The organism is uncultured Rothia sp. (genome assembly GCF_963507905.1).
Classification (GTDB): Bacteria; Actinomycetota; Actinomycetes; order Actinomycetales; family Micrococcaceae; genus Rothia.
Genome location: NZ_CAUOUU010000008.1, coordinates 23,411 through 47,546 on the forward strand (window position 1 = coordinate 23,411; position 24,136 = coordinate 47,546).

17 protein-coding genes are annotated in these 24,136 nt (G+C 58.9%); 10 read left to right on the forward strand and 7 right to left on the reverse strand.

The window, feature by feature from the left end; all coding sequences use genetic code 11:
- Positions 1-280 precede the first annotated feature (280 nt).
- Positions 281-5,170, reverse strand: coding sequence for an NAD-glutamate dehydrogenase (locus tag RQ593_RS06200; protein ID WP_311450112.1), 4,890 nt, complete (start codon positions 5,168-5,170; stop codon positions 281-283).
- Between the two features lie 240 nt (positions 5,171-5,410).
- Here RQ593_RS06200 and RQ593_RS06205 point away from each other — a divergent pair, with 240 nt between their 5' ends.
- Positions 5,411-6,325 carry a shikimate dehydrogenase gene (locus RQ593_RS06205; RefSeq protein WP_070846645.1) on the forward strand — a complete coding sequence of 305 codons (915 nt, stop codon included), beginning with the start codon at positions 5,411-5,413 and terminating at the stop codon, positions 6,323-6,325.
- An 84-nt stretch (positions 6,326-6,409) separates the two neighbouring features.
- Here RQ593_RS06205 and RQ593_RS06210 read toward each other — a convergent pair whose 3' ends face one another.
- Positions 6,410-7,702 (reverse strand): MFS transporter, encoded by a 1,293-nt coding sequence (locus tag RQ593_RS06210; protein ID WP_311450113.1) that lies wholly within the window; start codon positions 7,700-7,702, stop codon positions 6,410-6,412.
- Between the two features lie 436 nt (positions 7,703-8,138).
- Here RQ593_RS06210 and RQ593_RS06215 point away from each other — a divergent pair, with 436 nt between their 5' ends.
- The 6 genes from RQ593_RS06215 to RQ593_RS06240 all read left to right on the forward strand — a co-directional run bounded on the left by RQ593_RS06215 (position 8,139) and on the right by RQ593_RS06240 (position 14,476).
- Complete coding sequence (locus tag RQ593_RS06215) at positions 8,139-8,789, forward strand: peptidoglycan amidohydrolase family protein (RefSeq protein ID WP_049354102.1); 651 nt, start codon at positions 8,139-8,141, stop codon at positions 8,787-8,789.
- A 1,033-nt stretch (positions 8,790-9,822) separates the two neighbouring features.
- Positions 9,823-10,422 carry a hypothetical protein gene (locus RQ593_RS06220; protein WP_311450114.1) on the forward strand — a complete coding sequence of 200 codons (600 nt, stop codon included), beginning with the start codon at positions 9,823-9,825 and terminating at the stop codon, positions 10,420-10,422.
- A gap of 196 nt (positions 10,423-10,618) precedes the next feature.
- Entirely contained in the window at positions 10,619-10,843 is a 225-nt protein-coding gene (locus tag RQ593_RS06225) for a hypothetical protein (RefSeq protein ID WP_070846643.1), read from the forward strand.
- Positions 10,844-11,154: 311 nt separating this feature from the next.
- Complete coding sequence (locus RQ593_RS06230) at positions 11,155-12,141, forward strand: glycosyltransferase family 2 protein (protein ID WP_311450115.1); 987 nt, start codon at positions 11,155-11,157, stop codon at positions 12,139-12,141.
- Between the two features lie 60 nt (positions 12,142-12,201).
- Complete coding sequence (locus tag RQ593_RS06235) at positions 12,202-13,194, forward strand: glycosyltransferase family 2 protein (protein ID WP_311450116.1); 993 nt, start codon at positions 12,202-12,204, stop codon at positions 13,192-13,194.
- Positions 13,195-13,333: 139 nt separating this feature from the next.
- Positions 13,334-14,476: an acyltransferase gene (locus tag RQ593_RS06240; protein ID WP_298700493.1), complete on the forward strand. Its 1,143-nt coding sequence runs from the start codon at positions 13,334-13,336 to the stop codon at positions 14,474-14,476.
- 60 nt (positions 14,477-14,536) lie between these two features.
- On the opposite strand, the gene RQ593_RS06245 is transcribed toward RQ593_RS06240, so the two are convergent.
- From RQ593_RS06245 to RQ593_RS06265, 5 genes are all read right to left on the reverse strand, one after another.
- Positions 14,537-15,922 carry a hypothetical protein gene (locus tag RQ593_RS06245; RefSeq protein WP_311450117.1) on the reverse strand — a complete coding sequence of 462 codons (1,386 nt, stop codon included), beginning with the start codon at positions 15,920-15,922 and terminating at the stop codon, positions 14,537-14,539.
- 116 nt (positions 15,923-16,038) lie between these two features.
- Entirely contained in the window at positions 16,039-16,914 is an 876-nt protein-coding gene (locus RQ593_RS06250) for a glycosyltransferase family 2 protein (protein ID WP_311450118.1), read from the reverse strand.
- 51 nt (positions 16,915-16,965) lie between these two features.
- Positions 16,966-17,343, reverse strand: coding sequence for a DUF2304 domain-containing protein (locus RQ593_RS06255; protein ID WP_049354108.1), 378 nt, complete (start codon positions 17,341-17,343; stop codon positions 16,966-16,968).
- Positions 17,344-18,081, reverse strand: a complete 738-nt coding sequence (locus RQ593_RS06260; protein ID WP_005507977.1) for a glycosyltransferase family 2 protein — start codon at positions 18,079-18,081, stop codon at positions 17,344-17,346.
- Between the two features lie 171 nt (positions 18,082-18,252).
- Complete coding sequence (locus RQ593_RS06265; RefSeq protein ID WP_070819215.1) at positions 18,253-20,256, reverse strand: DUF6541 family protein; 2,004 nt, start codon at positions 20,254-20,256, stop codon at positions 18,253-18,255.
- A 383-nt stretch (positions 20,257-20,639) separates the two neighbouring features.
- Between RQ593_RS06265 and RQ593_RS06270 the strand changes: the two genes are divergently transcribed.
- The 3 genes from RQ593_RS06270 to RQ593_RS06280 all read left to right on the forward strand — a co-directional run bounded on the left by RQ593_RS06270 (position 20,640) and on the right by RQ593_RS06280 (position 24,014).
- Complete coding sequence (locus tag RQ593_RS06270) at positions 20,640-21,182, forward strand: flavin reductase family protein (RefSeq protein WP_070819214.1); 543 nt, start codon at positions 20,640-20,642, stop codon at positions 21,180-21,182.
- Between the two features lie 112 nt (positions 21,183-21,294).
- Entirely contained in the window at positions 21,295-22,524 is a 1,230-nt protein-coding gene (gene argE / locus RQ593_RS06275) for an acetylornithine deacetylase (protein WP_311450119.1), read from the forward strand.
- A 482-nt stretch (positions 22,525-23,006) separates the two neighbouring features.
- Positions 23,007-24,014, forward strand: coding sequence for an MIP/aquaporin family protein (locus tag RQ593_RS06280; RefSeq protein ID WP_049345964.1), 1,008 nt, complete (start codon positions 23,007-23,009; stop codon positions 24,012-24,014).
- Positions 24,015-24,136 lie beyond the last annotated feature (122 nt).

Consider the following 24,136-nt stretch of genomic DNA (forward strand, 5'->3'; position numbering starts at 1 on the left):
TACTTGATATTTGGAGGGATTTAGGACACACCCACATAATGTGCATCACACATAAACATAAAACACCTAGTGGGGGTAATATTCTGCGCAATGTGCGTAGGGTGCAACAACCTTGAGAAGGGTGCCACCAAGCAACGCGCCCCAACACAAAATGTCCCTGCGCAGAGTATCCCTGCACAGAGCGCCCCTGTGCAGAGTGTCCCTGCACAAAAGCATCCCGGCCCCTCCCATTCGGGGAGGGAACCGGGATGCTCTAAGCGACCCTAACGGATCCTAATTTTTAGGATGCGCTCGAGAGAGTACGCAGTGCCACGGACACCACAGCCAGGCGCGGGTGACCGGTGACGTCCGGAGCGGCCTCGCCAATCTCCTTCAGGATGCGGTCAATGTTGCCCACGCGGGTCGGGTGGCTCTCAATCCACTCAGCCAGTGCCTTCTGTGCGCCGTCAACAGTGGAGAAGTCGCCCTTCGCGCCCTCCGCCACGGACAGTGCCAGACCTGCAGCGGTCTCGTAGAGGCTGCCGCGCAGTGCCTGACGTGCCAGGATCTCCCAGCGGTCACTACGGGGAAGCTCAGTGATGAGGCCGAGCAGCTCGTCCACCTTGAAGCGGTCGTAGGTTGCGAAGTAGACCGGTGCCAGCGAGGTTGCCTCGAAGTCGTGGTCGCGTGCCGAACGGATAACGTCCAGCAGGGCGTAGCCCTCGAAGCCGCGAATCCAGATGACGATGAGTTCCTCGGGCAGGCCCCATGCCTCGCCTGCGTCGCGCTTTGCACGAACACGCTCGCGGGAGGTGCCGGAGAGGTACTCGGGCAGGTTGTGACGCATCTCGACGACGGAGCCGAAGATCTCCAGCAGCTCAGAGATGCTGGTGCCAGCAACCACGCCACGCTCGGTGATGAACCAGCGGACAGCACGATCCAGAACACGCTGGTTGTCGCGCAGGACGGTGAACCATGCATCCAGCGAGGTCTTCGGGGGCAGTTCGCGGTGCAGCTTAGCTGCGGTGCCCAGCTCGAAGAGCTCACGAGCCACGATGAAGGCGCGTGCGACGGAATCGATACCGACGTTGAACTCCTCCATCACGCGGTATGCGAAGGTGATACCGCCGATGTTGACCAGCTCGTTAGCGACGCGGGTGCAGATGATTTCCTTACGCAGCGGGTGCGAGTCCAGGTGCTGACCGAAGCGCTCGACCAGTGCTGCCGGGAAGTAGCTGCGCAGAACACCTTCCAGGTAGGGGTCGTCCGCGAAGTCGGTCTGCTCCAGTGCGTGGGTGAGGTAAATCTTCACGTACGCAGCCAGGACGGACAGCTCGGGGCGGGTCAGGCGGTCGCCGGTGGTCTCCAGGCGCTCGTCCAGCTCCTCGTCAGTGGGCAGGAACTCGACGGCGCGGTTCAGACCGGCGTGCTCTTCCAGGTCGTGCATGAGGCGCTTGTACAGGTTGGTACCCAGGACGGAACCGTGGAACTCACCCTGCAGCAGGACGTTCTGCTCGACATTGGTCTCGAGCACCTTGCCGCCGACCTCGTCCTGCAGGGACTCGATGAAGGAAGCACGCTCTTCAACGGGCAGTTCGCCGTGTGCAACGAGGCGGTCCACCAGAATCTTGATGTTGACCTCGCGGTCACTGGTTTCCACACCTGCGGAGTTGTCGATTGCGTCGGTGTTGAGGATGACGCCGTTGAGCGCAGCCTCAATACGACCCAGCTGGGTGAAGCCGAGGTTACCACCCTCGCCAACAATCTTGGCGCGCAGGTCCTTGCCGTTGACGCGCAGTGCGTCGTTAGCCTTGTCGCCAACCTGTGCGTTGGTCTCGGTGGAGGCCTTCACGTAGGTACCGATACCACCGTTGTAAATCAGGTCAACCGGCGCCTTCAGGATTGCGGAAATCAGCTCGGTCGGTGCCAGCTCGGTGACGGACTCGTCCAGGCCCAGAACCTCGCGCACCTCGGGGGTGATCTCGATGGACTTCAGACCGCGAGAGTACACGCCACCACCGGCGGAAATCAGGTCGCGGTTGTAGTCCTGCCACGAGGAACGGGGCAGATCGTACAGGCGCTGACGCTCGTCGAAGGAGACGGCTGCGTCGGGGTTCGGGTCCAGGAAGATGTCGCGGTGGTCGAATGCTGCGACCAGGCGGGTTGCCTTGGAGCGGAGCAGACCGTTACCGAACACGTCACCGGACATGTCGCCGATGCCGACTGCGGTGAACTCTTCGGTCTGAGCGTCGTGGCCGAGCTCAGCGAAGTGACGCTTGACGGACTCCCAAGCACCGCGTGCGGTGATGCCCATTGCCTTGTGGTCGTAGCCGACGGAGCCGCCGGATGCGAACGCGTCGCCCAGCCAGAAGCCGCGCTCCAGGCTGATTGCGTTTGCGGTGTCAGAGAATGCTGCGGTGCCCTTGTCCGCTGCAACCACCAGGTAGTAGTCGTCAGCGTCGCGTGCGATAACGCCCTCGGGGCGGACAACAGTCTCGGAGCCGTCAGCACCAACGGAGAGGTTGTCGGTGACGTCCAGCAGGGAGCCGATGAAGACCTTGTAGGACTCGCGACCCTCGGTGATCCATGCGTCGCGATCCACTGCGGGGTCGGGCAGCTGCTTGGGGTAGAAACCACCCTTCGCACCGGTGGGGATAATGACAGCGTTCTTCACCATCTGTGCCTTGACCAGGCCCAGAACCTCGGTGCGGAAGTCGTCACGGCGGTCCGACCAGCGCAGGCCACCACGTGCGACGCTACCGAAGCGCAGGTGAACACCCTCAACGCGCGGGGAGTAGACGAAAATCTCGAACTTGGGGCGGGGCAGGGGTGCGAAGTCGATCTCCTGCGGTGCCACCTTGAATGCGAGTGCGGGGCGGTCAGCCAGGTATGCGTTGGTGCGCAGGATAGCGCGGATGACCTTGCCGAGGGAACGCAGGTAGCGGTCAGCGTCCAGGGTGGGGATCTGGTTCAGTTCCTCAACCAGGGCTGCTTCGATTTCCTCACGGCGTGCGTTGCGCTGCTCATCGTTGAGGCCGTTGTTCGGGTCGAAGCTGACCTCGAAGAACTCGACCAGGTGCTTGGTGATGGCCGGGTTTGCGAGCAGGGTGTTCGACATGAAGGACGGGGTGTAGCCCAGGCCCAGCTGAATCAGGTAGTGGTTCAGGGCACGGAACAGACGTACTTCCTGCCAGGTCAGGCCCTCAGCCAGGATCAGGCGGTCCAGGGTATCGGACTCGCGCTCACCGAGCAGGTAGGCGTTCAGGGCATCCTCGTACAGGGAAGCCACAGCGTTTGCGTCCACGCCCTCGGGGAATTCAACTCCGAAGTCGTAGAGGTAACCGTAGTCTTCGCCATCCTCAGGCTTGAACTCGTAGGGCTTCTGATCAACAACGACCAGGCCCATATTCTGCATAACCGGCAGAAGCTCGGTGAGGGTGTGAGGTGCGGACAGGTAGGTCTTCAGTCGGGTGGTGTTGGCTTCGCCGGCTTCAACCTTGATTGCGGCGGGCTTCTGGCCCGAGAGAGATTCAAGAATCACGATATCCTCGATTGCTTGTTCTACTGTGTAATCGGCTCGGTAGGCTGCACTAGTCGCATCTGCCCAGGCTGATGCGAGTCGGCGGCCTTCCGCTCCGGGTTTCCATGCCTCAATAGCAGCTGCGGTTGCTTCCACCCAGGAGCGGGCGGCTTCTTGCAGTCGCTTTTCGAGAGCTTGATGATCCGTCTTCGGCACATCGTTGGGGTTCGTGAGCCGAATGCGGAAAAATAGACGCGCCAACGATGAGGAAGACAGGTACACCTCATGGTCGATGGCACTCAAATCAAATTCCTGTCGGAACACCTGCTGAATGCGGGAGCACACGTTCGTGTTGTAGCGATCCCGAGGCAGGTACACCACGGCGGAAATAAACCGGTTGAACCGGTCAGCGCGCAGGAACAGGCGGGTCTTGCGACGCTCCTCCAGACCCATAATGCCGCCGAAAGTATCGGTCAGATCATTAGCGGAAGCGTGCAGCAGTTCCAGGCGGGGGTAATCCTCCAAGGCACCCAGAAGCGCCTTGTCAGAGTAAGAACCGGGGTGGTAGCCAAGGCGGCGGCGCACCATCGCAATACGCTCACGCACCAGCGGAGTCTCAATAGCGGGCAGCGCATACGCCTGGCGAGTGAACAGGCCCAGGATGACGTACTCGCCAATCACGCGGCCATTCAGGTCGAAGCGGCGCACACCAACGTAGTCCAGGTAGTCGTTGCGTGCGACGGTGGAGCGGGAGTTCGCCTTCGTGATGTACAGCGGGCGCGGGAACAGAGCGCGCTCCAGGGTCTCACCCGAGAGCGGAATGCGGCTCTTACCCTCCGTGGTGCGCAGAATACCGAGCGCCGAACCGGGGCGGTCCACCAGAGAAATAGCGCCGGAGGAGCCGTCCAGTACGCGCTCCTTCACGCCCATGAACACAAAGTTGCCGCGGGTGAGCCAGCGCAGGAAGTCCTGTGCCACCTCCACGCGGGAGGCGGGCTCCACGCCGCGCGGGTTGGCGGCGTAGGATTCCTCGCCGTGGCCCAGGGTTGCGCCACGCAGGTCGTACATGGACTGCGCCAGGTCGAAAACGCGGGTGACCATGGCGTCCAGGTCGGTGTGGCAGGCGCGAACGTCAGCGAGGACGCGCTCCACTTCCTTCTCGCAGCGGCGCTGATCTTCCTCAGTGAGGTAGCGGGTCAGGCGGACCGCAATCCAGGACTCAATAGCGACCGTGGTGCCCTCGGGGGCGTTATCGCTGAGCTTGAGGGAGGGCACGCCAAGAGTGGCGGTATCGCCGCTGGCAAGGTTGCCGCGCATGCCGGTGCCGCGCAGGCTCAGGAGGTTACCGTCCGGGCCGCGTTCGGCGAGGAAAGTGGGGTGAAGAATCGTGACGAAACCACCAAAGTGCGCGGCGAGGCATGCGGTCAGGGAGCTGACAATGTGCGGCATGTCGTCAGTCGCGACGTACAGGGTGGTGTTGTACTCGTCATTGCGTGCGACAACGACAGGGGTCTTGGGCAGGCGGATTTGAGCCAGCGCACGGTGGGTGCGAGCCAAATCCTCTAACTCTGCCGGGGTGAACTCTTCACGCTCATCTTCGGGGCTGTTCAGGAAATACTGCTCGACCCATGCATCGGCGCCAGCGAAGTGTGCCATAGCCTTGTCAGTCATTGACAATCTATCCTCCGAATATCGGTATCACTTCACTGTGACGGTGTCTGTGTGGTCTCATGTGCGCGCCGTGGCGCGCGAGCACTTATACCAAGCTTATACCTTTGAGGTGTTTCTGTCAGACATATCGCTCTTGTGGGCGTAGAAATTATTTTTATCTTCTTCCCAAATCCAGCGCGCATTTGGTACGGGTTCAAGAAAGTAGGTGCATCTTGAGGGGTGGACACGTACAGTGAAACTATGAGTTTGCGTACTGAATCTTTCCTGGTGGGTCTCATTGGTGACGGCATCACCTCCTCACTGACCCCTCCCATGCACGAGGCGGAGGCGGACGCGCACGGGGTGCGCTACCTGTACCGCCCCGTCGACCTGGACGCCCTGAACCTGGACGGCGCCTCCGCCCCAGCGCTTCTGGATGCGGCGGCACTGCTCGGTTTTAACGCTTTCAACATCACGCACCCGTGCAAGCAGTCCGTCATGGAGCACCTGCACGAGCTCTCGGATGCGGCACGCGCCCTGGGCGCGGTCAATTGCGTGGTGATTCGCGAGGACGGCAGCTTCTACGGCGACAACACGGACTATTCGGGGTTCATCGCGGGGCTGAAGCGCGGCCTGCCGCAGGTGGCGGAGGATCCGGCTCGCATGGAGCACGTGGTGCAGCTAGGTGCCGGCGGTGCCGGTAGCGCCACGGCGTACGCGCTGTGCCGCCTGGGGGTGCACCACCTGAGCCTCTTCGAGCGTGACGCGGCGAAGGCGCAGGGGCTGGCGGAGCAGCTGGGTGGGCTCTTCCCCCAGACCCGAATCGAGGTACTAACCGAGGATGAGCGCCTCATTGAAGCTCTACTGGAAGCTCAGGGTTTGGTGAATGCGACCCCGGTGGGTATGCACGTGCATCCGGGTATGCCGTTGAGCGATTCGGCACTGGATGCCGGGGTGCTGCGCGAGGGCCTGTGGGTTGCGGACGTCATCTACCTGCCGCAGGAAACACAGCTGGTACAGGTAGCGCGTGCCGCCGGGTGCGAGGTGCTAACGGGCGGCTACATGGCGGTCGGTCAGGCGGTGGATGCCTTCCGCCTCTTCACCGAGTTAGAACCAAATGCAGAGCGCATGGCAGCTCATTTTGAGGCGCTGATTGCGGCACAGCAAGGGGTTTAGAAAATTAAACACGGAGGTGGGGCTGGATAGCTAACTATCCAGCCCCACCTGCTTTTATTCTATATACGGAATATATTCTGTGGGCTATGCATCCAGCTCATCCAGGGTCTTTTTGTAACCCTCACGAGCCGTCAGCGCACCCAACGCCACGAGCACGCACATGGCAACCGTGAACACGGCGGGCAGCACTGCATTATGCAGGTCAGCACCGGCGAGGCTCGTCGCCACGGCGGGGGCGACGCCTCCAGAAATCGCGAAGCCAATCTGGGTACCGAGCGCCAGGCCGGTCACGCGCACGCGGGTCGGGAACATCTCCGCGTAGAAGGCGGGCCACACGCCGTTCGCCATGGAGTAGAGCGCACCGTGCATGAGCACGCCGTAGGCGAAGATACCAACCCAGTTACCCTCGGCAATCGCACCGAGGTACGGGAACATCACTAGGGAAGAAGCCACCGCACCGGTAATGAAAACGGGCTTGCGGCCAATCTTATCGGCGAGCATGGCGGCAAGCGGAATCGCAATCAGGCCGAGAGTATTCGAGGCGACCGGCACCAGCAGCATAGTGCTGCGGTCGAGCCCGTAACCCTTCGTGGCGAAGGACAGCGCGAAGGTCGTGAAGACCATGTTCACGGTGTTGACCATGGCACACACGGCGATGGTGAGTACGGCACGCTTGTGGTGCTTGAAGACCAGCATGAGCGGGGACTCGGTGAGCTTTTCGCGCTGCAGGTAGGCGGGCGGTTCAGAGAGGGCGCGGCGAATCAGCCAGGCGGTCACCACCACGAAGGCGGAGAGCCAGAAGGGTACGCGCCAGCCCCAGGTGAGCAGGTGCTCGTCCGGCAGGGCAGCGAAGGGAATGAACACGGCGGTCGCCAGTAGCGAGCCGAACTGGGTGCCCTGCAGGGTCCAGCTGGTCGTGAAGGCGCGCTGGTGTTCGTGGGCGTGCTCCAGGGAGATGGAGATGGAGCTTGCCTGCTCACCGGCGGCGGAGAGGCCCTGAAGCATACGGCAGGCGACCAGCAGAATCGGCGCGATAATACCCGCCTCGCTATAGGTCGGCAGGCAACCGATTGCGAAGGTTGCAAAGCCCATCAGGAAGAGGGTGAGCATCAGGACGAATCGGCGGCCGTAACGGTCACCGAGGGGCCCAACAATCATGGCGCCAAAGGGTCGCACAACGTAGGCGACGCCCACAACCACCATGGACTTGAGGATGCCGATGGCGGCGGTGTCTTCGGGGAAGAAGATGCGGTTGAGTACGATTGCCGCGGCGGTGCCGTAGACGGCGAAGTCGTAGTATTCGAGGGCGGAGCCTATCCAGCTGGCGAGGGCGGCTCGTCGTGGTGATCGGGCGGGCGCGTCGGTGCGTCGGCTCATGGGTGGCTCCTTCGGTGGTGTACCCGTTGGGAGGGGCGGGGCCGCGGTGTGGGCGGCCCGCGCGGTCTGTCAATGTGCCCTTCCAGTGTAGGGAGCGTACCGCACGTTTTCCATAGGGTTACCTAAGTTCCCAGAGTATGAAGACAAAGCATGAAGAGAGCGCGAAGCAGGGATGGCGGGCTAACACCTCCAACCCCAGCCAGTTCATAAGCGATCAAGAAATTTGTAATTTCAAAAATGCGCGACAGGACTTTCGCACCCCAACCCTCGTAAAGTGAATATCACCTCGGCAGGAGTGTGCCTGCTGAGGAATCATGCCGATCAGGATAAAGCTGGTCGGCATTTTTAGTGTCCAATTCATTTGCTGTAGCCCTGCACTTTGACTTCCCGGGAATGTCAAAGTGTAGGGCTACAGCCTTTCCGAAAGGATTTTATTATGTCCAAGATTGATCAGGCGATTGCATGGATGGAGCAGCGTAAGGGCAAGGTGACCTATTCGATGAATTATCGAACTGGCCCGCATTCTTATGACTGCTCATCTGCGGTTTACTTTGCACTGCGAGATGCTGGCCTGCTCCCGCAGAATATTGCTATTGGTAATACCGAAACGCTCTTCCACGATTTGGAGAGTAACGGCTGGACTCAGGTTCGACCGGATGCATCGGGTAATTACCCGGCACGACGTGGCGACGTGTTTATTTGGGGTCGCCGTGGATACACCAGCGGCGCAGCTGGTCACACCGGCATTTTCTACGATGACCACGACACGATTATCCATTGCAATGCTGGCCACAATGGTATTTCCATCAATCCGCACGACACGATTTGGGTGTATAACGGTTCTCCTGCAATCACGATTTATCGTCCCCCTGCAGAAGTAAACGAAGAAGAGGTTATCTATCGCGCAGCTAAGAATGCGATGAATGCAATTTTTAATGAGCCTTTTGTTCGCCAGGGCGACCTCGCTAAGGCTCGCTATGGCAATGCCACTGTCGGCCTGCGCGGCGTAATCCACTGGTTCGACAACTCCATGTTGTACCTTCAGCAGCGTCTCGATGATGCAGAAAAAGCCGTGCGTGCGCTCTAGTTAGATTTATCTACTGAAACCAAAAAGATAACCATCAGGGTGTTTGGGGGAGGGTCCCTAGGCCCTACCCCAAACACCCATAAAACTTTAAATATAACGCATTCAATAAATTACAAAATTTCACCTAATGAATATTTATCGATAAATAAACCAGTATAAGTTGATTTACGAATTAAATAGCCTCATCTACCTTCAAATACACCCCCCCTCTGAACCAAATATTAAAGGGCGATTTAGAACATTGAAAAGTATCTGTTTACTCTTTTGACTAGGCATAATATTCAGGAGAAACCATGAAACACCTACCCCGCCCCTGCGCAGGATGCAGGGAGCCAACCAGTTCCTATAGAGAGGATTGCCGCACCTGCCAGGCGCGGCGCCGTGCTATACAGACGCACGATAGTCCCTATCTAATGCAGGGGCATTCAATATGCCCTCGGTGTTGGCGTACGGCAGGTCTCTCCCTACCGGCCAGTAGTGTACGCCCGGAGAGCTACGGGCAACCGCTCGTAATAGAGAATCAGTGGAATCCTATCTATTCCATCTGTCGTGCATGTATTCACGCTCCACGAGGCACTGTCCCTCTTGATTCACCGCGGGTCTATCTTCCTGTCAATCCTAGAGCTCGACGAACTTCAAAGCAGCGAATTTACCCTTCGCGAGCAAATCCGGTTCTTTTTCTTCCGCTTTCTCATTGCACGCGTTGTGAGAAGCCAATAGATGAGGATTCTCGACATGCTGGGTATCCTTTGTGCCGCAAGCACTACCGGCAATTGAAGCGACAGAACGAGCACCAGGACACTGGAGTAGCTCCAATCGGTAAGAAGAGCGAACAGGATGAATTGGTCGTCCATGATGCCGGTCTAGCATCATTCCTACACGCACGGAGAAAGCGTCTGTCGCATGCTTCAACTTCGCTGCCACGAAGCAGAAGCAGGGCAAATCCATGTATGACCAACACTATGGTCCACACACCTTCCGCACTGTAGCGGATATCAATAATTCACTCATTTAGCAGAGAGGCTACATCATTATGGCTACCATTTCGTCTAGCGATCAGCTACAACAGCATCTGATCGCTCTAACCGTGGGCACGCCAGTGAAGGACGCAGACCGTCAATGTCTGCATCGCACAAAGTTCCGTATTCCACGCCACCAGGCATTATTGGACGAGTTGGCAGATTATGTAGCCGGCGGTTCACGTACCGGAGGAGCATCCAGCACCAGCCGCTTTGGATGTCGTATGCCCATTTCTGCTAATGCGCTACAAGTTCAGGAGTCTATTCGTTCCGTTGTGATGGGCTCATTCCCAGGTGCATCGCTGAAAAATCAGGTTTCTGCATGGATTCGCAATCACTTACATCAGGAACTTCATGATGAGGCGTTGGCAATAACGACTAGTTGGATTCGGGCCATTGTTGCGTTGCGCCATCCCAGCCATGACTTGCAGGGATTTTGCCCTAACTGCGGGGAGCAGGAAGTCACGAAGACAAGCTGCGACGGCTCAACATCAATACGCAAATCTGCACTATATTACACCGCTGAACGAGCATCTTGTCGTTCATGCTCTGCTGTGTGGGAAGGGTTAGAAGGCATGAAGGCCTTAGCCCTGCTACTTCATAGCCAGGACTAATATCGTCCACTATTAAGCTTCTGCCTGTGAACATAGGTATCCAATCCAAGTAGGATTACACCATTTTCCCGGGCAGATAAAACTACCGCATGAAGCTGTTATTTCACTGCTGTAGTTCACCCCGTCGGGTTTATCCCGGCGGGGTTTTCTGTTAAACCGCGGCTATAATAGCCGCCCAACCGCCAAGGAGATTATCATGGCACCTATTTCTGAAGCATCCGCCTACCGCGCAGCGCATCGAGCTCTGACTGATGTGTATGATGCGCCTTTTGTTCGAGAAGGTAATCTTGCGGTTGCTAAATTTGGCAACGCTACTGTCAACACTCGAACCGTTGTGGAATGGTTCGATCATCAGGTGATTCTTATTGCTAAGCGTATTGAAGATATCGAGAAGCTCGCAAAGTCAAAGCGCCATGCTTAGACATCGCCCAGGATGGCGTAAGCAGCTGTACGCGGTCATTCCAGCTACCACTGCTGTCCTGCAGACCTACGGAATCCTCACGCAGGAGCAGGCAAGTGTGTGGGCTGGTCTCGCGATAGCCCTCTGGGGTTTGTGGATGGCTTGGGCTAACACCGACCATACTCGCAAGCCCCGCAATACTACGCATATCCCTCCTCATCAGTAGGTCCGTCACATATCGTGGGGGCGGTGGAACATATTTCGATTCCCTACCGCCCCCACCGTATGATGTACCTGTATAAGTTCCAGCCGCCGCATTCCGAAGAGGTCCCATGCCGTCACCCCGCACCAGCATTATCATGCCGGTCTATAACACCGCTGACACTGTCGTCGCCGCGATGGAGTCCGTTCTGGCACAGACCGACCCCAACTTTGAGCTGCTGGTAGTGGTTGACGGTTCCCCGGATTGTTCCTCGAAGGTGATTCGCGAGTTCCTGAAGAACACCCCCGACCCCCGCATCCGCCTGTTCGACAATGAGCAGAACGCCGGCGTGTCTGCGGCACGCAACCAGGGTCTGGATGAGGCGCGCGGCGAGTGGATTACGTTCATTGACTCTGATGACACGTACCGCCCCGAGTTCCTGGAGCGCCTACACGCCGCGGCGGCACGTAACGGCGCGGATGTGGCAACCTGCGGTCACACCATTGCCCGCGCCGACGGCTCCACGATGGACCGCCCGCAGGATGCGCCCGGTACGTACACGGGTCGCGATATTGCCATCAACTATCTGCTAAACCGTTTTACGGGTTTTGTGCACGATAAGATTTTCTGCGCTTCGCTCTTCTCTTCGGTACGTTTCGCAACCGATATTCACCGCGCCGAGGATGCCCTCGCGGTCTTTGAGTGCCTCATGCAGGCGCAGAAGCTTGAGGTTATCCCGGACTGCCTGTACCTGTACCACATGGGCTCTGAGGGTCTGACGTGGGGCCGCGTGACCCCGGTGGAGGAAAGCATCCGCCACACCCGCTACATGCGTGAAGCGGGTGCACCCCTGCTCTCCTCGAAGGAGGGTCAGCAGGCTCTGGCGATTTCTTCTGCGGTGACTTACCTGAATAATGCGCAGCAGGCGCTCATGAGCGATAGCGCCGACTCGGACGCGGTAATCCGCGAGTGCCGCCGCCAAATCGAGTGGGGTTGGGTTGTGCCGGCGCTGCGTTCTAGCCCGGTGGTGGGTGCGGCGAGCCTGCTGTTGAAGCTCTCCCCCGCCCTGTACCGCACCCTGTACGGCGCATACGTTCGCCGCGCCTACGGCATGTAACCCCTCAACGTTCTCATCAGTCCCGCTCTTATCAGCCCCGTTCTCAAAGGTTCCCACCCTATGTCTGCCACCCCTCGCACAAGCATCATTATGCCGGTCTACAACACCGCCTCCACCGTCATTGCGGCGATTAAGTCGGTGCTGGCGCAGACCGACCCCAATTTTGAGCTTCTGGTCATGATTGACGGCTCCCCGGATAATTCGGCGCAACTGATTGCCGAGTATCTGCAGCAGAACCCGGATGAGCGCGTGCGCGTGTTCAATAACCCCAAGAATCAGGGCCTGTCCGCGATGCGTAACCAGGGCCTGGATGAGGCACGCGGCGAGTGGGTGACTTTCCCCGATTCTGACGATGCTCTCTACCCGACCTTCCTGGAGCGCCTGCACTACCACGCCGAGCGTACTGGTGCGCAGGTGGTCAATTGCGCCCACAACATGGTGGCGACCGACGGTTCAACCACCCAGCGCCTCAAGGGCACCCCCGGCACGCTGACCGGCCAGGAAGCGGCGTTCGCCCTGCTTAAGGACCAGCTGTCTCCTTACGCCTGGGATAAGATCATTCGCCGTGAACTATTTGAGGACGTCCGATACCCCCAGATTGAACGAGCAGAGGATGAGTGCGCGCTGTTGGACTGCTACCTGCGAGCGCAGAGCGTGACCGTCATCAATGAGCCGCTGTACGCTTACGCTGTGAGTGCGGGAAGCCTGACCTGGAGCCGTATTACTCCTTTGTCTGAGACCCGTCGCCTTCTTGACTACTTCGCGAAATCCCTTCAACGCACGAGCACGTATCATCTGTCTGCCGGTCAGGAGGCGCTGACGATTGCCCGGGTTATTGCGTACCTGAATAACGCGCAGCAGGCGCTGATTGTGGGCGGTGAAAGCGCGCCGGCTGTGCTGGCGGGTTGCCGTGCCGGTTTCAGCTTCGGCGATACGCTCCTCGCCCTGCGCCGCCGCCCCGTCTTTGGCGCTGCGGGCCTGCTCCTCAAGGTCAGCCCGGCGCTCTACCGCAGGCTCTACGGCGCTTACATTAAACGGGTTTACAACCTCTAATCCCAGACACTTTGACGTTAAGCGTTAGTCATATATCTGCTGGAACAAAGCACGGGGATTCTCACTCTCGGTTTTATCTCTGCGCTAACCCAACGCTGCACTCACATTGCATATTCATCCACATATCCCCTAGAAACTTATGGCACATACAGCACCGGAGTATCCGTCCCTCTATTCCGCCGTTTTTGAGCGGCCAAATTCTCTTAACTTCATTCGCCTAGTCCTCGCGACCTTTGTGATTTTCTCCCACACGCCCTACATTGTGGCGGGTGTAAAGGTTGATGAAAACCCCCTGTGGAAAGAGTTCTATGTCTTTGGCGATTTTGCAGTCAATGCATTCTTCGCCATCTCGGGATTTTTAATTGCGCACAGCGCCTACCGGAGTTCCGCGGGATCATATCTGGTGAAGCGTATCTTGCGTATTTTCCCCGGTTACTGGGTCTCCATCCTTTTCGTAATTTTCATTGGTGGAACGCTCTCCGTCCTCACAGGCCACGCCCCCATGGGTTGGGACATCCCCAACGCCATCTTATATTTCCGCAACAACTGGGATCTCTCCCAATTGCAGTACGGACTCTTTAACGGACCGGCCGACGTGCCGTTTACCTCCCCTTCATGGAACGGTTCAGCATGGACGCTAGAATACGAGTTCTTCTGCTACCTTTTACTTCTCCCCATCTTCTATCTTCCGTTCATTCGCCGGCACCTAAAGGTTTTTATTCCTCTCGCTTACCTTGTGAGCCTCAGCTACTACGTACTCATTCAGGTACTTGGCTACGATTGGATGACCTGGGCGCTGGGCCTCGACCCTAGAAACCTCAAGGCTTCAGCACGCCTCTACCCCTTCTTTTTTGCCGGGGCTCTACTCTACCTCGTGAGCCGCCGTATCACGCTCCGTCCGGTAATCACTCCGCTCCTGGCTACAATTTGTACTCTCGCCGGGTTCTACTTCACCTGGCTCGTTCCTCACGCCAACATTATGCAGTGGACTCAGATTGTTTTGGCCTTCGGAATTATTGCCCTGGGCACCTGTCTTAACGTTCCTCTGGGGCAAACCAACGATATCTCTTACGGCGTGTATATCTACGCCTGGCCGGTACAACAGATTCTTGTACTCCTGGGAAGCGTTTCCCTCGGAATCTCAGTTAATATCATCCTCGACGCCATCATCACCTTCGGCCTAGCATGGCTTTCTTGGACCTTTGTTGAGAAGCGGGCCATGGCTCTCGGCCGTAACCCTTTGGTTTCGGGTAAGAAGCCTACAGTCCAGTCTGCAACCTAGCCGCTACGCAGAGAATGCCCCTCCGCTGAATGTCAGCCGAGGGGCATTCTTAATGCAGGATTATCCTTTGGGGGCGGTGACAGATACACCCACCATATGCACCACAAAGCCGCAGACCGGGCCGACCGCCAGCGCCACGATAGCGCGCGGCACCAGCGGGGCGGGGACCAGGAACGCCAGGCTCAGCGTCACCGCCGCGGCAACCACCCAACCGGCAAGGTAGATGCGGTGCTGGTTCACCGCGAGCGCCATATTGCCCGAGAGGGTCATGAGCGCCAGCAGTGCCGAGGCGAAAACCAGCGCCCCCAGGGTAATGCCGGAAGCTGCCGCCTCGTACGCGGACTCTGCACCTGCGGCAGGCGGGTAAATCAGGCGGAACAGCAGCGGACCCACCAGGTACGCCGCCAACGCGCCTACAGCGCCCACAGCCACCACTGCGGCGGCAGGCTTAATGAACGCCGCTACGGGGCGGTGACGCTGCTTCAAGAAGGCAGAAACCGCCACACCCTGGAACGCCTGCAGGGGAATCATAATCGGCGAACGGGTAATGGAAATCGCCAGGATCAGGGTACCCAGCACGACCGGTTCGCTCTCCGCGGCGCCGCTCGCTTTCAGCACGTTGGGGAAGCCCATCATCAGCACCGCCGCAGCGGCAGAGGACAGGAACGACCAGAGAATATTGGTCGTCAGTCGGCGCGCGGGCACATCGGCGCGGGCAACCCACAGGCGGCGACCCGAAACGGTCACGAGCGCCAGGATGAGCCACAGACCCATCGGCACGACGGTTGCCACCTCAAGGCCGGCAAGGGAAGGAATCATGAGCGCAGCCGCAAGCATGAGGATGAGGCGCCCGGCAGATTCCAGACCGCCCACCGCCGCGAAAAGGTACCAGCGGTCCTCACCGGCGGTCACACCGCTCATAGTCGCCTGCAGGGCGTAGAGGAACACGCCCACCGCCATAACGGTCACGCCCACCGCCGCCGAATGCGGAATCTGCTGGCCCGCCCACAGAGGGGAGCTCACCAACACCAGCGCACCAGCGATAGCACCCAGAGCCGCGGTCACCGTAACCACGCGGGCGCCCTGCGGCGCGGAACCCTCAGCAGATGCAGCCCCGCCGGATGCAGCCCTGTTAGCTAAAGCCCTGTCAGCTACAGCACGGGTGCGTGCCGTACCCACCGCGCGCGTAATCTCCGGCTGAATACCCGTGATAATACCCGTCACAGTGAAAAGCGCCGCCCAGAACAGCAGGAACTCCGTCAGCTCCGAACCGTTCAGGGCACGCTGAGCAATCATGGTCACCAACAGCGTGGAGACCGCCGCCAACAGGGACGAACCCAAAAGCGCCAGGGACTGGTAGCGGGTGACCGTACCCGAAGACTGGGCCTCCCGAGAGGGGTGTTCCTCCACCCCGCTCTTATCGGGGTGCTGTACCGACTCGCTCACCGCGTCCTCCTCATTCCTAGCCGCCAATATAGCCGCCAACACAAACCATCATTACATACGCAGATGCGCCGCACATCCACCGCAGGATGTACGACGCACCGCACACAAATATAGGTTTACTTCACCACATGCTCGGCAAGGTTCTTAACACCCTGCCACTTCTTCGCCAGGGCTGCCTTCGGCAGCAGAGTCAGAGCGTGAGCACGCGAGGAGAAACGGATACGGGCCACGCGGGCAGCCTTCGTCCAACCCAGGGCAATCATCTCATCAGCAATGGTGTTCATGTAGCGGCGCTCCTCATCAAAGCGGGTACCCTCCAGGGCACGCCAGGACGAGTCAGAACCACCGTGACGACGGTACATGAACGCAACCTGCGGATCGTAGTACAGGGAGCCGCCACGCATCGTAATGTCCAGAATCAGCGCCATATCCTGCACAACGTTCAGGCCCTCACGGAAGCCGGTGCCCACAATAGCGTCCTTACGCCAGCCCAGGGACGGGAAGTAGAACCACGCGCCGCGCAGCAGGGAGGTAGCCAGCTCCTCACCCTTCAGCACAGCCTCACCCTTAGGGCGGTAGAACGCCTTAGTCTGCTCCACCAAAGTGTTCGACAGGGCATTATGCTCATCAATCACGACCACGCCGGGCTGGAAAATGGATGCCTCAGGGTGCTTCGCTGCCGAATCCACCAGCCACTGCACATAGTTGGGGAGCATGACATCATCAGCACCCATGACGGTGACCAGGTCATTCTCTACGAAGGTCAGGCACTTGCGGTAATTACCGTTCGCGCCCAAGTTCTTCTCATTACGCATGTAGGTGATGCGCTCATCCTTCAGCGACTCGAACCATCCGGGAATCGAGTCGTCCGGGTAGCCGTCATCAATAACAATCATGCGCCAGTCCGGGTTGGTCTGACCGACCACAGACAGCACAGCCTGCTTCATCATGGCAACGTCGCCGTAGTAGGGGAACAGAATATCAACGGTCATGAGGTATTACTCCAAGCTCAAACGTGTAGAAACGTATAAAAATCAGGGGCTTTAGGGCTTCTTCTGCTCTCGCTCCGCAGCACGAGAAGCACCCTGCGGCTGACGCTGAAGAGCCTTCATAATCGCAACTTCTTCAGCGAGGGTACGCATATCATCCGTAATCTTCGAGATAGCCAGGGTCAAGTGCAAGCTAATACCCATCAGCATAATAATCGCCAGTAGGAACAGCAGGTTGACCGGGGTCTCAATACCCACCAGACGCGAGAGGGAATCCAAAAGCTTCGGGAAAAGCGCCAACACAATCATGATGACACCAACGATAAGCCACAGTGCGGCGTACTTTTCCTTCATCTTCTGGTTGCGTACCTGCGCCAGAACGAGAACCTCCATCACCACCACGATGAGAAGGAAGAAAATATTTGCACTCATTTACTTAGACCCCACATTCGTTTTCTGGCGAGTCATCGACATGCCAAACGAGAAGAAAGAACGAACCAGGTACACCGCAGACTTCCACGGGCTTGAAGAAGGAGTACCACCCTGACGCTCACGCATCTCAACCGGCACCTGCTTAACAGTCAAGCCAGAACGAATCGCCATCACGCAGGCATCGATACAGTCACCCAGATACTCAGCAGGTAGATGCTCGCAATACTGCTCAATCGCCTTGCGGTCTGCCGCACGGAAGCCGGAGGTGGCGTCGGTGAACTTCTCGCCTGAAATCATCGTAAACATACGGGCCAGAACCACCATCGCCCACTTACGCGGACCAGACACCTTATAGTTCGTCGCCTCAGCAAAGCGGGAACCGATCGAGATGTTGACATCCTCCAGGCCAGCAAGCACAGTGCGGATACCCTTCGGGTCATGCTGCCCATCAGCATCAACCTGAATCGCGCAATCATATCCGGCTTGGCGAGCATACTTGTAACCGGTGCGCAAAGCGCCACCGATACCCATGTTGTAGGGAAGATCAATCACGAAAGCGCCGGTAGCGCGCGCAATCTCAGAGGTGCGGTCGGTGGACCCGTCATTGACGACTACCAGGTCGACCTCAGGCATCATGCGGAAAAGTTCTTCAATTGTGCCCCCAATAACTTCCTCTTCATTCCACGCGGGCATAATGATGAGGGGCCGAGGGGTCTGCGTAAAAGTCTCTGATTCCATGCGGTGCTATCTCTTGTGTGTATGGCATACGGAAGTTAGTATGCGCACAAAGGCATACCGGTTTTACATCTTATCAGCACTCTCTTAACGACGCTCGAAGTAGCACCGCGGGGGTGGCCTAGTCTCCATGCCACCCCCGCAATACTTCAGGCAGCCCAAAAGTGCCAGATACTAGTTATTATCGCAAGCGCTAATGCGATACAGAGTCATCGGACCCGAGGAGTACACCGGGGTCAGAACGTCCGTGCCAATGGCAGCCACGAGGCCGTCGTAGTTTTTCTGTGCGTCTGGGCCGAAGTTCAACTGGTTCTCCAGGTGAACGTACCAGTGGGCCTTGTACTTGTTCACCTCGCGGCACACCTCCGGATTTGTACGAGCGTCCTTGAGGTTGTGCATAATTGCCGAGTACTTGGGTGAGGTCTCAAACTCGAAGTGGTATCCCGTCAGGTGACGATCTGCCAGCGCGTAAATATAGGCGCTACCGTCCCAGGGGTTGTTCACGATCACATCACCCTTCGGCACGATCTTCGGGATCTCGTTAATGACGTTCATCTCGTCCTGATTCAGCACCACAGAGGTCGGGGTCACTCGGTATTCCTGCGATACCGCCAGAGTTGTCTCCTGTACCGAAGGAACACGCGAAGAAAGACCAGCAACTACCAGTACCAGAACCATCGCAACGCCCATGCCGACGGTCGCAACCTTCAATCGTGCCGGGCGCGGCGCGCGGCGCGCAACCCAGGTAAGCAGACCTTCCACGAAGCCGCCCAAGCCGATACCAGCCAGAATCACCGAGGGGAATACCACCAGCGCCGCCAAGCGGAAATGATCCGTGTACCAGGGAGCAACCATCAACAAGCGGAACTCGCCGCGCGGCACCGAGGCGGACACAATCCATAGGTAACCAATCAGCACCCAGCTGGCAATCAGCCACAGGTTGCGGTGCTTGTACAGCAGGTACCCCGCGCCCCACAGAGCCAGGAAACCGGCCAGATACGAGGGATTGAACGTATCTCTCAACTGATTGGCGTTCTCCAGGCCCAAGAAGAGGAACTGGTAGAGCGCCTCACCCTCGGTGAGCATAGGCTCCCACGTGTTGCTGGCAGATGCGCCGGGACGCAGGAACCACCAGGCACCCACACACCCAAGAATTACCAGCCCGAGCAGAGCGGATCCCACCCACTTCTGGCGAGAGGTCAGCTCGCGCGAGCGCACTACCCACGCCACCCCAGCCAGCACCAGCGGCAGAGCAAAGACCACAGCAGACACCACCGCGTTCGGATGCACAAGCGCTAGACCCGCGACACCCACCAGGGCGGAAAGACACAGGGAAAGCAGCGCTGCGTACTCGCCGCGCATCATCACCTGCACCAGGCATACCATGAGTGCCACAAATGACGGCACCAGAGCGTAACCCAGCAGATTCGGGAAGAGCACACCCCAACGCAGGAGGAGACCGGGAAACGCTGCAAAACCACCAATTATTGCAGGGATGGCAAGCGCCTGGAGGGGGCGAAGCTTCGGAATGCTCAAGCTGAACGCTACCAGCGAGCAGGGCCACAAAATGCTGGCAGCCAGTAACACGGTCACGATGGTGGCAGTCGCAATGCTCGTACCCGTAGTGCTATAAATCAGGGACACAAAATCATGCCAACCCGCCGGGTAAAATGCCGGCTGCTGGTCTGCCGCAGATACCGCGCCCAGGGTCAGGCTGGAGGCGTCGCCGTGCTCCTGAATCCAGCGGATTGCATTCATATGGAATGAGTTATCCAGGCTCTGCGAGAACGCCTCAGGCCCGTAGACCATGTCCTCGGTCATGTGCAGCACCAGGAACCCGCCTAAAACAGCACCTACCACGGGCCAGGCCACCGGAACATCATTACCCGGCCACGAGGCAGACGCCAGGGCAGGCCAACGGCGACCCACTAGCCACATCAGGCCCGCTGCCGTAGCCACCAACACGACCGCGACCACTACGAAGGAAATCAGGTTCCACGCAATCCCGATCTTACCCAGCACAATTGCCGAGACGGCAATCAGGGCAAAGGACAGGAGCGGAGAGAGGAAGACGCGCAGACGTGCGGGAACACGCAGCGCCCAGCCCATTGCATAGCCGGGGCCAAAAGCCAACACGACCGCAAAAAGTAGCAGCGGAATAGTTGCCAACCAGCTCATTAACCTTCTTCTCCCCACAGTTCACGCACCGGAAAACCCCTCAAATACGGGGGTCGGTGCGCTTTCGCGTACCAAGCAAGGATACCCTAGAGCCCTCTTCACCCCCGCGAAACCCCGCGGAAGAGAGAGGGATAGCACCTCAATCATGTGTTGCAGGGCGCTGGTTGGGCTGTCTGTGTGAAGCTCCCATATGACGAAGAATATGACGTAATATTTCACGCCCTACGTCATGAAAGGTGCACCTAAGAAACATAGGGCAATAAATAAGGTGTTCAGCACCCATTAGCTTTACTCTGAAACATATCTCCCCTTAACAAAGGGTCGCCCAACGCATACACATCTGGACGACCCCTCAAACGCAGCCGCAGAAGAAAGGGTCGATCATGACCGAAACCATTGCAGCACAGGCACCCATCGCCGACACCTCCGAGCAGTTCAAGCTCGCCTTCGGCCACCAGCCCGCCGGCGTTGCCATCATCACCGCCACCGACGAAAACGGCGAACCCGCAGGCTTCACCGCCTCCTCGCTGACCTCCGTCGCCGCAGAACCGCCCATCATCGCCTTCTCCCTCAAGGCAAACAGCGGCTCCGCAGCAAAGATCGCGGCTGCTTCCTCCTTCCTCGTGCACATGCTCGACGCTGAGAATGTCACCCTCGCGAAGAACTTCGCAACCCACGACTACCCTCGCTTTGAGGACCCCAGCACCTGGGAATTCGTCCACACCGGCGAGCCCCTCGTCCACGGCGTGCGCCGCGTACTGCGCGCAACCCCGCTCAGCCGCGTTGAGGCAGGCCCCGCACTCGTCTTCACCGCGCAGGTTGAAGAGTTCATCCGCAACGACTGCGAAGGCACCCCGCTGGTCTACCACTCGCGCAACTTCCACGCGCTGGGCGACCACTCCAACGTGAACAACTACATCATCTAACCCCGCGCAGGGGTCACGGGGCGGTATTCGACGACCATGAGGCGACGAATACCGCCCCGCGGCGTACCCTGAACATAACAGCGCACAGCACCACAACGCAGAAGGAATAGTTATGACGGCTCAGACCACCCAGCCCGCATCCCTCCCCTGGCTCGAAAAGCTCATCGCGATTCCCACCATCTCCGGTAGCTCCAACCTCGAACTCATTGAGCTCATCGAAGCCGAGTTCGCCCGCTACGGCTACAGCGGCGTGCGCACCTACAACGAGGACGGCACCCGCGCCAACCTCTTCATCACCGTCCCCGCAGCGGACGGCACCACCCGCGGCGGCCTCATCCTCTCCGGCCACACGGACGTCGTTCCCGTCGCCGGTCAGGACTGGGACGCCGACCCCTTCACCTTGCGCGTGGAGGGTACCCGCGCCTACGGCCGCGGCGTGTGCGATATGAAGGGCTTCCTCGCAGTCGCCCTCTGGCTGCTGCCGCGCGTTGCCGAGGCGAAGCTGCGCACTCCCCTGCACTTCGCGTTCTCCTACGACGAGGAAATCGGCTGCGTCGGTGCACCCTCCCTCATCGAGGAGTTCGTGGCGCGCGACCTCGCCCCCGACTACGCGATTGTGGGTGAGCCCTCCAGCATGCGCATCATCGACGCGCACAAGGGCGCGCACCGCGGCCGCGTCACCTTCACCGGCGTGCCCAAGCACGGTTCCCTCGCCACCCACGGCGTGAACGCGGTTGCTGCCGCTGGCGAGTTCATCACCTTCTTCACCGATATGGCGGACCAGTGGGAAGAAGAAGGCCCCTACGACGAGTCGTTCATCATCCCCCACTCCACCGGTAGCGTGAACCTGGCAAACGGCGGCCTGCAGTACAACATCGTCGCCGAGCAGGCGGTCGTGGAGTACGATGTGCGCACCCTGCCGCAGGTGACTACCGAGTCCTTCGTGGAGCGCATTGACCGCGAGATTTCCGAGGTGATTCTGCCCGATCTGCAGGCACGCGCCGCACGCGCGGAGAAGCTGACCGGCGCGGAGCCCGGTAGCCTCACCTCCCGCGTGGGTGTGAAGCATGAACTGCTCGCCGCCGTGCCGGGTTTGGGTACCGAAGACGACGCACCCATCGTGCGCCTCGCCCACGAGTGGCTCGGCACCAACGACGCACCGCAGAAGGTCACCTACGGCACCGAAGCGGGCCAGTTCCAGCGCGCCGGCGTGCAGAGCATCATCTGCGGCCCCGGCGACATCGCGCAGGCGCACACGCCGAACGAGTGGATTGAGCTGGAACAGCTGAGCGAATGTGAGCGCTTCTTCGAGGCGATTCTCGGCTGGGCGAGCGCCAAGTAGCAGCCACATAGCAGCCGTGTAGCGGCGTAGAACCCAGACCACGGCGGTTCATAAGAGCCGCACGAAAATTACAGAAAATGCCCGGGTACCTCAAGAAGGTGCCCGGGCATTTTTGCGCTGATGGCGGGTGGTGTTGGCGGGGTTCAAGTGTTGGTTGAGCCATGGATTTAACGATCGGTTGAACTGTGGGTTTAAGTATGGGTTTATGGAATGAGTCCAAGGTGTGGACTATGCCTGTTTTTCCCCTCATCCACCACATTTATTTTTAAACGAAAAACCCGAAAAACCGCTTATGTCTAAGGGTGAAATAACACAAAAGTATTGTCTTCCAGGGGTATTCAAGGTTCCATAGATGCCAAAGGGTAAACACGCCACTCGGGCGGCATAACCCCACACAAAACCACACCTCCCTCACGCTCGGCACTGCACACCCGGTCAAACCCCGGTTTACCACCCGCAGTTCACTACCTGAAGGACACCCCGTGTACACCATCAGCCCCTACCTCGCCGAATTCCTCGGCACGCTCATTATGTGCACCATCGGCTGCGGCGTCATCGCCAACGTCGAACTTCGCCGATCCAAAGGCCACGGCGACAACTTCTTCACCATCGCCTTCGGCTGGGGCTTCGCCGTCACCTTCGGCGTCTACGCCTCCCACGCCTACTCCGGCGGCCACCTAAACCCCGCCGTGTCCATCGGTCTGGCAGCCTACGGCGAATTCCCCTGGGAGAAGGTCCCCGGCTACATCATCGCCCAGGTCCTCGGCGCAATGGTCGGTGCCGGACTGGTCTACCTCAACTACCTGCCGCACTGGAAGGCAACCGCCGACAAGAAGATTAAGCTCGGTATCTTCGGTACCGTCCCTGCCATTCACAACTATTTCACCAATGCCCTCTCCGAAATGATTGGCACGTTCATGCTGGTCTTCTCGGCGCTGTACACCGGTGTGAACTTCAAGCCGTCCATCAGCGGCGGTGTGGAACTCTCCCTCAACCTCAACGACGTGCTCAAGCCCCTCGCCTTCGGCTTCATGGTCGCCGTGCTCGTCATCGGTCTGGGGGGTCAGACCGGCTACGCGTTGAACCCCGCCCGTGACTTCGGTCCGCGCCTCATGCACGCCCTGCTGCCCATCCACGATAAGGGCTCCTCGCGCTGGTTCTACGCGTGGGTTCCGATCTGCGGCCCGATTGCCGGTGGTTTCATGGGTGGCGCGTTCTTCAAGCTCTACTACGAGGGTCAGGTCAGCCCGTGGCTGTTCGTTTCCAGCGCGCTGGCAGTTGTGGTTCTGCTCTTCGCGTGGTGGGCTAATAGCCACCTGTACCGCGCACCCAGCTCCGAGGTCGTCCCCGAATTTGAGGACACCCACGCTACCGCGGCGGCACGCGCAGCAACCTACACCCCGACCGGTTCCATGCCGATTCTGCTACCCGAAGAGGTGAAGGGTAACCGTAGCACCCGCGTCGTGAACCGCGTGACCGACGACGAGTAGTCTTCCCGCCTGGGAACTTCCCTGTCTAGGGTTTCATCTAAAACGGCGAACCCCTCATTTTCATAACCTGACTTATGTTGTTCAGGTTATGAAAATGAGGGGTTCGTTGCGTCTACCTCACG

Bases quoted from the DNA above. Each gene is read 5' to 3' on its own strand.
- RQ593_RS06200 (WP_311450112.1), bottom strand. From the start codon at position 5,170: ATGACTGACAAGGCTATGGCACACTTCGCTGGCGCCGATGCATGGGTC.
- RQ593_RS06205 (WP_070846645.1), top strand. From the start codon at position 5,411: ATGAGTTTGCGTACTGAATCTTTCCTGGTGGGTCTCATTGGTGACGGC.
- RQ593_RS06210 (WP_311450113.1), bottom strand. From the start codon at position 7,702: ATGAGCCGACGCACCGACGCGCCCGCCCGATCACCACGACGAGCCGCC.
- RQ593_RS06215 (WP_049354102.1), top strand. From the start codon at position 8,139: ATGTCCAAGATTGATCAGGCGATTGCATGGATGGAGCAGCGTAAGGGC.
- RQ593_RS06220 (WP_311450114.1), top strand. From the start codon at position 9,823: ATGGCTACCATTTCGTCTAGCGATCAGCTACAACAGCATCTGATCGCT.
- RQ593_RS06225 (WP_070846643.1), top strand. From the start codon at position 10,619: ATGGCACCTATTTCTGAAGCATCCGCCTACCGCGCAGCGCATCGAGCT.
- RQ593_RS06230 (WP_311450115.1), top strand. From the start codon at position 11,155: ATGCCGTCACCCCGCACCAGCATTATCATGCCGGTCTATAACACCGCT.
- RQ593_RS06235 (WP_311450116.1), top strand. From the start codon at position 12,202: ATGTCTGCCACCCCTCGCACAAGCATCATTATGCCGGTCTACAACACC.
- RQ593_RS06240 (WP_298700493.1), top strand. From the start codon at position 13,334: ATGGCACATACAGCACCGGAGTATCCGTCCCTCTATTCCGCCGTTTTT.
- RQ593_RS06250 (WP_311450118.1), bottom strand. From the start codon at position 16,914: ATGACCGTTGATATTCTGTTCCCCTACTACGGCGACGTTGCCATGATG.
- RQ593_RS06255 (WP_049354108.1), bottom strand. From the start codon at position 17,343: ATGAGTGCAAATATTTTCTTCCTTCTCATCGTGGTGGTGATGGAGGTT.
- RQ593_RS06260 (WP_005507977.1), bottom strand. From the start codon at position 18,081: ATGGAATCAGAGACTTTTACGCAGACCCCTCGGCCCCTCATCATTATG.
- RQ593_RS06265 (WP_070819215.1), bottom strand. From the start codon at position 20,256: ATGAGCTGGTTGGCAACTATTCCGCTGCTACTTTTTGCGGTCGTGTTG.
- RQ593_RS06270 (WP_070819214.1), top strand. From the start codon at position 20,640: ATGACCGAAACCATTGCAGCACAGGCACCCATCGCCGACACCTCCGAG.
- argE (WP_311450119.1), top strand. From the start codon at position 21,295: ATGACGGCTCAGACCACCCAGCCCGCATCCCTCCCCTGGCTCGAAAAG.